Origin of the sequence: Pseudomonas sp. HMSC066A08 (assembly GCF_001813025.1) — a bacterium.
GTDB classification, from domain to species: domain Bacteria; phylum Pseudomonadota; class Gammaproteobacteria; order Pseudomonadales; family Pseudomonadaceae; genus Pseudomonas; species Pseudomonas aeruginosa.
Map to the genome: position 1 here is coordinate 33,866 of NZ_KV811377.1, position 11,992 is coordinate 45,857.

The following is an 11,992-nucleotide window of genomic DNA, read 5'->3' on the forward strand; positions in this document are numbered from 1 at the left end:
GGTACCACGATCTACTGATACCTGCCCTGGCCATCCTGCCAGAGCGGAACCCGCGCCGGGAGTATACAGCCCGCATTCCCGAGATTCGACGCATTCCGACGCCCGCCCCGTGGCGAGCTACCTTTTCCTGGCGATGAACTGGACCACGCAGGCCGCGCCGGTGTGGAAACGGCCCTCGACGACTTCGCGCTCGATTTCCCGCGCCAGCAGCACCTCGCACTCCGGCAGCTCCGCCTCCAGCGCCGCGCGGCTCACCAGCATGTCGACGTCCGCCGGGCCGCCGGTGCCGCGGCCGAGCTGTTCCGACCGATAGGCCTCCAGCAGAAAGAGACCGCCCGGTCGCAGCGAACGCTCCAGCAGGCGGTTGAGTCTGCCGCGCACGCGACTGGGCAGGTGCGCGAAGATCGACACCACCGCGCCGAACGCCGCTGCCGGCGGTTCGTAGTCCGCCAGGTCGACCACCAGGGTGTCGATCGACACGCCTTTCGCCTCGGCCAGCCGGCGCGCCTTGGCCAGGCCGACGGCGGAGCCGTCCACGCCAAGCACCTCCAGCCCCAGCGAAGCGAGGAACACCGCGTTGCGCCCCTCGCCCTCGGCGACGCTCAGCACCGGCCCGACCAGCCGCTGCGCATGCTCCTTCAGGAAAGCGTTGGGTTCGGTTCCGTAGACATACTCTTCGGCGGCATAGCGTTCGTCCCACATGAGGTTCACCTCGTCTGTATTTCGTCACGGCCCAGGTGCCGAAACGCTAGTCTTCCACTTCAAGTCGACTTGAGGTCAAGGGCATGCGGCAACTGGACATAGGCGAGGTCGCGCGACGATCCGGGGTACCGGCCTCGACCCTGCGCTACTACGAGGAAAAGGGACTGATCGCCTCCAGCGGCCGGCACGGCCTGCGCCGGCTGTTCGATGCAGGCGTGCTGGAGCGGCTGGCGCTGATCGGGCTGGGCCGCGCCGCCGGGTTGTCGCTGGACGAGATTGCCGGGATGGGCGCAGCCGACGGCGCGTTGCGGATCGACCGCGCGGCACTGGCGGCCAAGGCCGACGAACTGGACCGGACGATCCGCCGCCTCGCCGCCATGCGCGACGGCCTGCGGCATGCCGCGGCCTGTCCGGCGCGCGAGCACATGGACTGCCCGACGTTCCGCCGCCTGCTGCGGGCCGCTGCCGCGGGAGCCATCAAGCCACGCCGGAAAGCGCCCGGCGCATAGCAAAACGGCCGGCAGGCCGGGCACCCCTGCCCTGCCTGCCGGCCGCGAGGCACGCCGTTGCGGCGCGCCGGTACGGCAACGGTTTAGACCTTGCTGCGCTCGTAGCGCTTGCGGTCGTTTTCGTTGAGCATCTTCTTGCGCAGGCGGATCGACTTCGGCGTCACTTCCACCAGCTCGTCGTCGGCGATGAACTCCAGCGCCTGCTCGAGGGTGAAGCGGATCGGCGGAACCAGGGCGATGACTTCGTCCTTGCCGGAAGCGCGCATGTTGTCGAGCTTCTTGCCCTTGGTCGGGTTGATCACCAGGTCGTTGTCACGGCTGTTGATGCCGGCCAACTGGCCTTCGTAGATTTCGTCGCCCGGGCCGAGGAACAGCTTGCCGCGGCTCTGCAGGGTCTCCAGCGAGTAGGTCAGCGCGGTGCCGGTGGCCATGGAGACCAGTACGCCGTTCTGGCGGTTGCTGACTTCGCCGGCCTTGATCGGACCGTAGTGGCTGAAGGTCGAGGTGAGGATGCCGGTGCCCGAGGTCAGGGTCAGGAAGTTGTTGCGGAAGCCGATCAGGCCGCGCGCCGGAATGGTGTACTCCAGGCGCACGCGGCCCTTGCCGTCGGGAATCATGTTGCTCAGGTCGCCCTTGCGCAGGCCCATCTGCTCCATCACCGAGCCCTGGTGCTGCTCCTCGATGTCGATGGTGACGTTCTCGTAGGGCTCCTGCTTCTCGCCGTCCTTCTCGATGATCACCACTTCCGGGCGGCCCACGGCCAGCTCGAAGCCTTCGCGGCGCATGGTCTCGATCAGTACCGACAGGTGCAGTTCGCCACGGCCGGAAACCTTGAACTTCTCCGGGCTGTCGCCCGGCTCGACGCGCAGCGCCACGTTATGCAGCAGTTCCTTCTCCAGGCGCTCCTTGATGTTGCGGCTGGTGACGAACTTGCCTTCGCGGCCGGCGAACGGCGAATCGTTGACCTGGAAGGTCATGCTCACGGTCGGCTGGTCGACGGTCAGCGGCGGCAGCGCCTCGACGTTCTGCGGGTCGCACAGGGTATCGGAGATGAACAGCTCCTCCATGCCGCTGACGCAGACGATGTCGCCGGCTTCCGCCTCGGCCACCTCGACGCGCTGCAGGCCGTGGTGGCCCATGATCTTCAGGATGCGGCCGTTGCGCTTGCTGCCGTCGTCGCTGATGGCCACCACCGGGGTGTTGGACTTGACCTTGCCGCGGGTGATGCGGCCGATACCGATCACGCCGAGGAAGCTGTTGTAGTCCAGTTGCGAGATCTGCATCTGGAACGGACCCTCGGTGTCCACCACCGGGGCCGGGACGTGGTCGATGATCGCCTGGAACAGCGCGTCCATGTTGTCGTCCATCTTCTCGTGGTCGAGGCCGGCGATGCCGTTCAGGGCGCTGGCGTAGACGATCGGGAAGTCGAGTTGCTCGTCGGTGGCGCCGAGGTTGTCGAAGAGGTCGAAGATCTGGTCGATTACCCAGTCCGGACGCGCGCCCGGACGGTCGATCTTGTTCACCACCACGATCGGACGCAGGCCGGCCTTGAAGGCCTTCTGGGTCACGAAGCGGGTCTGCGGCATGGGGCCGTCCTGGGCGTCGACCACCAGCAGCACGGAGTCGACCATCGACATCACGCGCTCCACCTCGCCGCCGAAGTCGGCGTGACCGGGGGTGTCGACGATATTGATGTTGTAGCCGTTCCACTTGATCGCGGTGTTCTTCGCCAGGATGGTGATGCCACGCTCTTTTTCCTGGTCGTTGGAGTCCATCACCCGCTCGCTTTCCGCTTCTTTGCGGTCGAGGGTGCCGGACAGCTTCAGCAGCTTGTCCACCAGGGTGGTCTTGCCATGGTCGACGTGGGCGATGATGGCGATGTTGCGCAGATTTTCGATCACAAGTCTTGTCTCGTTTAACGCCCGAAGCGCGGCTTCGCGGCGGTGGTGGGGTCGGACAGGGCGGCGCCCGACACGACAGGCTTCTTCAATTAAGGGGCGGGCAGCAGGCGGACGCTGCCCCGGTCCGGCCGGCACGCCGAAGGGCGGGCATCGGCCTAGGCGGCGGACGTGTCGGGAGGACGGTGGCGGATGCTGCCGCCGAACAAACCCGGCTGCTTAAGCCGGACGATAAACACGCACATTGGTGTGCCCCTCGTTGAGCAGGTGATGGGCATGCAGGCGGCTCATCACCCCTTTGTCGCAATACAGCAGGTACTGGCGATTGGCGTCCAGCTCCTTGAAGCGGCTGTTGATCGCGTAGAACGGCAGCGCCTGGACTTCGACGCCTTCCAGGGCCAGGGGTTCGTCTTCCTGGGCATCAGGATGGCGGATATCGATGACAATCTGACCGGGCAGTACCTCGCCGACCTCTTCCACCTGCAGGTCCTGGCCGAGTTCGTCGATCACCCGGTCGACGGTGCGCTGGGTGGCGCGCTCCAGGGCGCGCTCGAGCACCGCCATGTCGAATTTCGACTCTTCGTGCTCGACGCGGTAGGGCTTGGCCTGGGTGGTCGGGTTCACCGAGATCACCCCGCAGTATTCGGGCATGTGCCGGGCGAACTCGGCGGTGCCGATCTGCCGGGCGGTGTCGATGATGTCCTGCTTGTGGCTGACGATCAGCGGGCGCAGCACCAGGGTGTCAGTAACCCGGTCGATCACCGAGAGGTTCGGCAGAGTCTGGCTGGACACCTGGGAGATCGCCTCGCCGGTCACCAGCGCGTCCAGCTCCAGGCGCTCGGCCACGCGGCTGGCGGCGCGCAGCATCATGCGCTTGAGGGTCACGCCCATATAGCTGTCGTCGACCTTGGTGAGGATCTCGCCGACCACTTCCTCGAACGGCACGCTGACGAACAGCACGCGCTGCGAGCGGCCGTACTTCTCCCACAGGTAGTGGGCGACTTCCATCACCCCCAGTTCGTGGGCGCGCCCGCCGAGGTTGAAGAACACGAAGTGGCTGATCATCCCGCGGCGCATCATCTGGTAGGCCGCCACGGTCGAGTCGAAGCCGCCGGACATCAGCACCAGCACCTGCTCCAGCGCGCCCAGTGGATAGCCGCCCAGGCCCGGATGCTGGCGATGGACGACGAACAGGCGGTCGAGGCGGATTTCCATCCGCACCTCGACTTCCGGCTGCTTCAGGTCGATCCCGGCAGCCCCGCATTCGCGGCGCAGGCCGCTGCCGACGTAACGCTCCACCTCCATCGAGGTGAACGCGTGCTTGCCGGCGCGCTTGCAGCGCACGGCGAAGGTCTTGCCGGCCAACTGGTCGCCGAAGTGCGCCTTGCACTTGGCGAGGATGTCGTCGAAATCGCCCAGCGGATACTCGTGGACCTCGAGGAAATGACCGATGCCCGGCGTGCAGGTCAGGCGCTCGATCATCTCGCGCCTGGCCTTGGCGTCGACCACGGCGGTCTCAACCTCCAGGTTGTCCCACTCGCCCTCGACCTTCAGCTCCGGGTCCAGGTCGCGCAGCACCGCGCGGATGTTCTTCGCCAACTGCCGGATGAAGCGCTTGCGCACCGGCCGGCTCTTGATGGTGATTTCCTGGAAGGTCTTGACGATGAGTTTCATGCGAGGGACGCGAACGCGCGGGGCGACGGAAAAAAAGGGGCGGAATTATATCTGAAATTGCTCACGTATTGAGCAGAAATATGCACAGTTATTTTTGCTGCACCAAAATGGAATGATGCACCAACATGGAGCACCATAACGGTGCACCCGAAGGCCGCCCAGCTACCCTGAAGAAGACCTGGCCCCGCCAAACATGGGGCCCTGCCCGATTCCGGGCACTGGCACGCAACTTGCTCACTTGTGAGGCAGGTTGCCCTGGCGGAGTATTCCGGCCGGCATCACCCGATACTGGGGCACAGAAAAGCTCCCAGCTCTAATCCCTCCTGGAGGACAGCATGTCGTACAAGTCGCACCAACTGATCAAAGACCATGACGTGAAGTGGGTAGACCTGCGCTTCACCGATACCAAGGGCAAGCAGCAACACGTCACCATGCCGGCTCGCGACGCGCTGGACGATGAGTTCTTCGAAGCCGGCAAGATGTTCGACGGCTCCTCCATCGCCGGCTGGAAAGGCATCGAAGCCTCCGACATGATCCTGATGCCGGACGACAGCACCGCCGTCCTCGATCCGTTCACCGAAGAGCCGACCCTGATCCTGGTCTGCGACATCATCGAGCCGAGCACCATGCAAGGCTACGAGCGCGACCCGCGCAACATCGCCAAGCGTGCCGAGGAGTACCTGAAGTCCACCGGCATCGGCGACACCGTGTTCGTCGGCCCGGAACCGGAGTTCTTCATCTTCGACGAAGTGAAGTTCAAGTCCGACATCTCCGGCTCGATGTTCAAGATCTTCTCCGAGCAGGCTTCCTGGAACACCGACGCCGACATCGAGTCCGGCAACAAGGGCCATCGCCCGGGCGTGAAGGGCGGCTACTTCCCGGTACCGCCGGTCGACCACGACCATGAAATCCGCACCGCCATGTGCAACGCCCTGGAAGAAATGGGCCTGGTGGTCGAAGTCCACCACCACGAAGTGGCAACCGCCGGCCAGAACGAGATCGGCGTGAAGTTCAACACCCTGGTCGCCAAGGCCGACGAAGTGCAGACCCTGAAGTACTGCGTGCACAACGTCGCCGACGCCTACGGCAAGACCGTGACCTTCATGCCGAAGCCGCTGTACGGCGACAACGGCTCGGGCATGCACGTGCACATGTCGATCTCCAAGGACGGCAAGAACACCTTCGCCGGCGAAGGCTATGCCGGCCTGTCCGAGACCGCCCTGTACTTCATCGGCGGCATCATCAAGCACGGCAAGGCCCTGAACGGCTTCACCAACCCCTCGACCAACTCCTACAAGCGCCTGGTCCCGGGCTTCGAAGCTCCGGTGATGCTGGCCTACTCGGCGCGCAACCGTTCCGCCTCGATCCGTATCCCCTACGTATCCAGCCCGAAGGCCCGCCGTATCGAAGCGCGCTTCCCGGACCCGGCAGCCAACCCCTACCTGGCCTTCGCCGCGCTGCTGATGGCCGGCCTGGACGGCATCCAGAACAAGATCCACCCCGGCGATGCCGCCGACAAGAACCTGTACGACCTGCCGCCGGAAGAGGCGAAGGAAATCCCGCAGGTTTGCGGCAGCCTGAAAGAGGCGCTGGAAGAACTCGACAAGGGCCGCGCGTTCCTGACCAAGGGCGGCGTATTCACCGACGAGTTCATCGATGCCTACATCGAGCTGAAGAGCGAAGAAGAGATCAAGGTGCGCACCTTCGTGCACCCGCTGGAATACGACCTGTACTACAGCGTCTGATCCACCCTTTCCTATAACAACGAGTCACCCTCTTGAGGCCTCCTTCGGGAGGCCTTTTTTATCGGCCGGCCCATGGAGAAGCAAAGTTCGCCGCGCCGTTCGGTTAGACTTGCCGCACTCCCCGCCCCAAGGATAAGGACCGTCCATGCGTCACTCTCCCTGGCTCCTGCTTGCCGCCGTCCTCAGCCTGCCCGCCCAGGCCGCCACCGAATGCCGCGATATCCACGACCGCGACCTGCGGCGCATGTGCAACGCACTGGAACGCGGCGACAGCGGGGATTGCGGCGACATCGACAGCCGCGACCTGCGGCGTTACTGCGGCGCGCTGCTGGCGCCGGGACAGCGCTACGACTGCGACGACATCCGCGACGGCGACACGCGCCGCCAGTGCCGCGCCATCGTCCGCGGCGACCGCAAGCGCTGCGACGACATCGACAGCCGCGACATGCGCCGCCAGTGCCGGGCCGTGGTATCGCGTGCGTCGTGGCAATGCGACGGCATCGACGACCGCGACATGCGCCGCATCTGCCGGGTCATCCTGTCGCGCTAGATGCCGCCGTCCGCCGGCGTGCCCTGCTCGTCCGGTTCCGCGGATTTCGCCTTGGGCGCCCGGCTCAACTGTACGTTGAGACGCGGCATGGACAGTTCGAGGCCGGCCTGGTCGAGGCGCCGACGCAGGCGCAGGTTGAACGCCCGCTGGACCTCCCACTGCTTGATCGGCGCGGTCTTGAAGCGGAAGCGCAGGATCGCCTGGCCGTTGTCGAAACTCTCTACGCCCTGCAATTCCATCGGCGACCACAGGTTGCGGTAGACCGCCGGGTCGCTGCGCAGCTCCATCGCGACCTCGCGCACCAGCGCCACCGCATCGTCGATCGGCATGCTCGCCGGCACCGGCCAGCGGAACATCGCGTAGCCGAACTGGCGCGAGTAGTTCTTGATGCTCTTGATCTCGCTGAACGGGATGGTGTGCACCACGCCGTCCAGGTCGCGCAGGCGCACGGTACGGATGGTCAGGCCCTCGACCGTGCCCAGGTGGCCGCCGACGTCGACGTAGTCGTCGATCGACAGCGAGTCCTCGATGATGATGAACAGGCCGGTGATCAGGTCCGCCACCAGCGACTGTGCGCCGAAGCCGATGGCCAGGCCGATCACGCCGGCGCCGGCCAGCAGCGGGGTGACGTTCATGCCCATGTTGGCCAGGGCGACGATCAGGGCGATCACCGCGATGGTGGCGAACAGTACGTTGCGGATCAGCGGCAGCATGGTCAGTGCGCGGGTGTTCGGCCGGCTCTTGCCGCCCAGGCCGAGGCTGTGCTGGATCGCGGTATCGGTGAGGATCCAGATCAGCCAGGCGACCAGCAGGGTGGTGCCGAAGCTGACCACCTTCATGCTGATCTGCTCGCCGTCGCCTTCCGCATAGCGGATCAGCGACATGCCCCAGACGCGCAAGGCGACCTCGATGAAGAACAGCACCACGAAGATGTGCAGCAGGGTATAGCCGAAGCTTTGCAACTGCTCGATGTACGGCGCGCTGCGGCGCGGGCCGGCGCCGACCCGACTGGAACGGCGGCGGATCAGGCCGATCACGGTCATCGCCACCACCGCCAGCACCGCGCAGACCAGCGCCCGGCGCAACGCCGAACTGCTGTCGCCGGCGGAAACGAAGGTGGCGAACAGGGAAATCCCCACCAGCACCAGCACCGGCACGAACCACAGCGAGCCGACCAGTTGCACCAGATCGTGCAGGCTACGGCGCTTGAGGCGGCGCTCCAGCGGCTGGTTGCGGATCAGGTGGGCGATCGGCCGGCGGAAACGCATCACGAACAAGGCGGTGAACAGCGCGGCGCTGGCATTGGCCAGGGTACTCAGGCAGATCGAGGTGTGCTCGCCGAGGCCGGCGATCAGCCGCGGATCGTGGGCGACCTCGCCCAGCGCGGCGAGGCTGCCGATCAGCCACAACGGGCGGAACGCCTGGCGCCGCAGGATATCCAGGGCGCGCTGGCGGTGCGGGCCGCTGAGCAGCGAGAGGGAAATCACGCACAGCGCGGAGAACAGCGTGCCGCAGACCAGCACATAGGCCATGACCATCGCCAGGGTCTTGCTCAGGGAGTCCGGCAGCACCACCGACAGGTACAGGGTGATGAGGAAGGCCACCAGCCAGGGCCCCAGCTTGCGCAGGGAGAACAGCAGCAGGTCGCGGGTCTTCGGATGCTGCGGCAACTCCGCCGACAGGCCGAAGCGCTCGCGCATGCGCCGGCTGAGCCAGAGCAGCGCGCTGGCCAGGCAGGCCCAGAGGAGGATCACCACCGAAAAATCGAAGACCATCGCCGGCAGGTCGCGCCAGCTGGGAACGCGCTCCTCGAGTTCGGCACGCGCCAGCTGGAACTGGTTGCCCCATAACGCGACCGGGCTGTTCGCGCCCTGGAACTGCTTTTCCAGGCTGGTCAGGGTATCGCCGATCAGCCCCAGCACCCCACCCTCGCTTTCCTTGCCTTTCTTGGTCACGTCGCGCAGCTGTTTCAGCTTTTTCAGCAGGTCGGCGCGCTGCCTGTCGTTCTCCAGAGTCTGGATGACCTGGTTCAGCGATTGCTCCAACTGCGCATCGCTGACCTTCTCGCCACCGGAGGAACTCCCCGCCAACGGGTTCGGCAGCGCCGCGGCGCCCGGCGGCGAGTAGAACAGGGCGGCGCAAAGGCACAGCAGCAGGGCCGCCAGGACGCGGGAGCGAAGGGTGAAGCGGGCGATGATCGGCACGAGAAAGACAGTCCCCAAGGTGAGAAACCGAAACAGCCGCATCATACAAGCCGGACACCCGCCGTTTCGAACGGGGCCGCCGGCCGGCGGCGCAAGCACAGACACTCTGGCGCAACGAGGGTTCGCCCCGCCAGTGCCGGCTGAGACGAACGCAGTCGCGCGGCGGGCACAGCGACCGCCAACGTGCCCCAGCGCACACCTTCGAATACCCGCATGCCGCACAATGCACGGCTTGCCAGCGCGCCGATGCGGTGCAACGCTTGGCAGGTTCACCCGGAGACCGTCCATGCGCCTGATCACCAGCTGCCTGCTCCTGGCCGCCGCCCTGCCGGCCATGGCGCAGATCTACCAATACACCGACGCCAACGGCAACAAGGTATTCACCAACCAGCCGCCAGACGGGGTGCAGGCGCAGACCGTCGAACTGCAGCCGACCAATACCGTAGGAATCGACACGCCGGAAAAGTCCTCCGCGGGCAATGCCCCGGCCGCCGCCTACGAGATCCTTGCCCTCAGCGACCTCCCCACGGAAGAGGCGCTGCGCGCCAACAACGGCACCTTCAACGTCAGCGTCAGCATCCGCCCGGCCCTGCACAGCGGCCACCAGTTGCAACTGGTGCTGGACGGCAAACCCTACGGCACGCCCAGCGGAGGCACCCGCTTCACCCTGCACGAGATCGACCGCGGCGACCACAGCCTCGCGGTACAGGTACTCAACGGCGAACGGGTGCTGCAATCCAGCCCGCCGGTGACCTTCACCGTGCAGCGCGTGCACCTCGGGAAGAAGCGATGATCCCGCGCACTCTCGGCGCCCTCCTGTTGTGCCTGGCCTGCGCGGCGCAAGCGGGGGTCTACACCTACATAGACGCCGAGGGCAACCGCGTCTATACCGACCAGCCGCCCAGCGGGCGCAAGGCCCAGCGCGTCGAACTGGCGCCGGGCAACAGCGTGGCGCCGCCGGGCATACGCTATCGTCCGCCCACCGCGCCGCTGGAGGTGAAGCCGCCGGCCTACCAGCTACTGCGCATCCTCTTCCCCGAACCGGACGCGACCCTGCGCGCGAACAGCGGCGACGTCATCGTCACCGTCACCAGCGAGCCGGCGCTGCTGCCCGGCCATCGCTATCGCCTGCTGCTCGACGGCAAGCCTGCCGGAGCGCCGGGACGCAGCCCGGTGTTCCCGTTGAAGAACCTCGATCGCGGCACCCACCAGGTCGCAGTGGAAATCATCGATGGCGACGGCATGACCGTCGAAAGCACCCCGAGCCAGCCCTTTCACCTGCATCGAGTGAGCATCGCCGGCCAACCCCTGCCGGAGGTCGATACGCCGCTGGTCAGCGCGGTACAGGCGAGCGAGCGCTAGCCGAACTTCCCCTGCCCACTCCGCCGTGGGCGGGATTTTCCGGCTTATTTCCCGATTCTCCTGGCGAAAACGCCGCCGGCCACGCCAACGCACCAGATTGGTGCGATTACCCGCACCACTTTCTATACTGTCCCCATTTCGGGTCACCGCTCGTCGCCGAAAACCTTCCCGGCGCACCTCTAGCCAGCGCCTCGGCAGAAAAAACGCGCCTTTTCGGCGCCTGGTTTGCTTTTTGCATTTTCCTGCCCAACCTTGGAACAGCTGCCCGCCATGCCGACCGATACCCTGCACCGACTGTTGCTCGACAACCTGACCACTGCGGTGATCCTGCTCAACGGCGAACTGCGCCTGGAGTACATGAACCCGGCGGCCGAGATGCTCCTGGCCGTGAGCGGCCAGCGCAGCCACGGGCAGTTCATCAGCGAGCTGTTCACCGAATCGCCGGAAGCCTTGAACTCGCTGCGCCAGGCGGTGGAACAGGCGCATCCGTTCACCAAGCGCGAAGCGACCCTGACCTCGATCACCGGCGTCAGCATCACGGTCGACTATGCGGTGACGCCCATCCTCAACCGCAACGAGACGCTGCTGCTGCTCGAGGTCCATCCGCGCGACCGGCTGATGCGGATCACCCGCGAAGAAGCGCAGTTGTCCAAGCAGGAGACCACCAAGCTGCTGGTGCGCGGGCTCGCCCACGAGATCAAGAACCCGCTCGGCGGCATCCGCGGCGCGGCGCAACTGCTGTCCCGCGAGCTGCCGGAAGAGTCGCTGAAGGACTACACCAACGTCATCATCGAAGAAGCCGACCGGTTGCGGAACCTGGTGGACCGCATGCTCGGCTCGAACAAACTGCCGAACCTGGCGCCGACCAACATCCATGAAGTGCTGGAGCGGGTCAGCAGCCTGGTGGAAGCGGAGAGCCAGGGCAGCATCACCCTGGTCCGCGACTACGACCCGAGCATCCCCGACCTGCTGCTCGACCGCGAGCAAATGATCCAGGCCGTGCTCAACATGGTACGCAACGCCATGCAGGCGATCGCCGGGCAGAACGACCTGCGCCTCGGTCGCATCACCCTGCGCAGCCGTACCCTGCGCCAGTTCACCATCGGCCACACGCGTCACCGCCTGGTGTGCAAGGTGGAGATCATCGACAACGGCCCGGGCATTCCGGCCGAGCTCCAGGAAACCATCTTCTACCCCATGGTCAGCGGCCGTCCGGACGGTACCGGACTCGGCCTGGCCATCGCCCAGAACATCATCAGCCAGCACCAGGGTCTGATTGAATGCGAGAGCCACCCCGGCCATACCGTGTTCAGTCTGTTCCTGCCCCTGGAACAAGGAGTGCATTGAC

The 11,992-nt window shown here is 65.7% G+C and carries 10 protein-coding genes; 6 read left to right on the top strand and 4 right to left on the bottom strand.

What is annotated here, in order from left to right:
• Positions 1-117: 117 nt before the first annotated feature.
• Entirely contained in the window at positions 118-702 is a 585-nt protein-coding gene (locus tag HMPREF2886_RS31240; protein ID WP_033977070.1) for an SAM-dependent methyltransferase, read from the bottom strand.
• Between the two features lie 83 nt (positions 703-785).
• Between HMPREF2886_RS31240 and HMPREF2886_RS31245 the strand changes: the two genes are divergently transcribed.
• Entirely contained in the window at positions 786-1,211 is a 426-nt protein-coding gene (locus tag HMPREF2886_RS31245) for a helix-turn-helix domain-containing protein (protein ID WP_003114472.1), read from the top strand.
• Positions 1,212-1,294: 83 nt separating this feature from the next.
• Here the strand turns inward: HMPREF2886_RS31245 and typA are convergent, their stop codons facing one another.
• Positions 1,295-3,112, bottom strand: a complete 1,818-nt coding sequence (gene typA / locus HMPREF2886_RS31250; protein ID WP_003096009.1) for a translational GTPase TypA — start codon at positions 3,110-3,112, stop codon at positions 1,295-1,297.
• A gap of 216 nt (positions 3,113-3,328) precedes the next feature.
• Positions 3,329-4,783, bottom strand: coding sequence for a tRNA uracil 4-sulfurtransferase ThiI (gene thiI / locus HMPREF2886_RS31255; protein WP_058017722.1), 1,455 nt, complete (start codon positions 4,781-4,783; stop codon positions 3,329-3,331).
• A 335-nt stretch (positions 4,784-5,118) separates the two neighbouring features.
• Between thiI and glnA the strand changes: the two genes are divergently transcribed.
• Positions 5,119-6,528, top strand: coding sequence for a glutamate--ammonia ligase (gene glnA / locus HMPREF2886_RS31260; RefSeq protein ID WP_003096016.1), 1,410 nt, complete (start codon positions 5,119-5,121; stop codon positions 6,526-6,528).
• 145 nt (positions 6,529-6,673) lie between these two features.
• Positions 6,674-7,078, top strand: a complete 405-nt coding sequence (locus HMPREF2886_RS31265; protein WP_033967695.1) for a hypothetical protein — start codon at positions 6,674-6,676, stop codon at positions 7,076-7,078.
• Here the strand turns inward: HMPREF2886_RS31265 and HMPREF2886_RS31270 are convergent.
• Positions 7,075-9,282 (bottom strand): mechanosensitive ion channel family protein, encoded by a 2,208-nt coding sequence (locus tag HMPREF2886_RS31270; protein ID WP_033967694.1) that lies wholly within the window; start codon positions 9,280-9,282, stop codon positions 7,075-7,077. The two genes, HMPREF2886_RS31265 and HMPREF2886_RS31270, sit on opposite strands and share 4 nt — an antisense overlap.
• Positions 9,283-9,568: 286 nt before the next feature.
• Here HMPREF2886_RS31270 and HMPREF2886_RS31275 point away from each other — a divergent pair, with 286 nt between their 5' ends.
• From HMPREF2886_RS31275 to ntrB, 3 genes are all read left to right on the top strand, one after another.
• Positions 9,569-10,075, top strand: a complete 507-nt coding sequence (locus HMPREF2886_RS31275) for a DUF4124 domain-containing protein (protein WP_070749089.1) — start codon at positions 9,569-9,571, stop codon at positions 10,073-10,075.
• A complete protein-coding gene (locus HMPREF2886_RS31280; RefSeq protein ID WP_033967693.1) occupies positions 10,072-10,644 on the top strand; it encodes a DUF4124 domain-containing protein in 573 nt (190 codons plus the stop codon). The genes HMPREF2886_RS31275 and HMPREF2886_RS31280 overlap by 4 nt, the downstream gene beginning before the upstream one ends.
• A gap of 270 nt (positions 10,645-10,914) precedes the next feature.
• Positions 10,915-11,991 carry a two-component system sensor histidine kinase NtrB gene (gene ntrB, locus HMPREF2886_RS31285; RefSeq protein WP_003096033.1) on the top strand — a complete coding sequence of 359 codons (1,077 nt, stop codon included), beginning with the start codon at positions 10,915-10,917 and terminating at the stop codon, positions 11,989-11,991.
• Position 11,992 lies beyond the last annotated feature (1 nt).

Coding starts and splice junctions, on each gene's coding strand:
- HMPREF2886_RS31240 (WP_033977070.1), bottom strand. CDS start 702: ATGTGGGACGAACGCTATGCCGCCGAAGAGTATGTCTACGGAACCGAA.
- HMPREF2886_RS31245 (WP_003114472.1), top strand. CDS start 786: ATGCGGCAACTGGACATAGGCGAGGTCGCGCGACGATCCGGGGTACCG.
- thiI (WP_058017722.1), bottom strand. CDS start 4,783: ATGAAACTCATCGTCAAGACCTTCCAGGAAATCACCATCAAGAGCCGG.
- glnA (WP_003096016.1), top strand. CDS start 5,119: ATGTCGTACAAGTCGCACCAACTGATCAAAGACCATGACGTGAAGTGG.
- HMPREF2886_RS31265 (WP_033967695.1), top strand. CDS start 6,674: ATGCGTCACTCTCCCTGGCTCCTGCTTGCCGCCGTCCTCAGCCTGCCC.
- HMPREF2886_RS31275 (WP_070749089.1), top strand. CDS start 9,569: ATGCGCCTGATCACCAGCTGCCTGCTCCTGGCCGCCGCCCTGCCGGCC.
- HMPREF2886_RS31280 (WP_033967693.1), top strand. CDS start 10,072: ATGATCCCGCGCACTCTCGGCGCCCTCCTGTTGTGCCTGGCCTGCGCG.
- ntrB (WP_003096033.1), top strand. CDS start 10,915: ATGCCGACCGATACCCTGCACCGACTGTTGCTCGACAACCTGACCACT.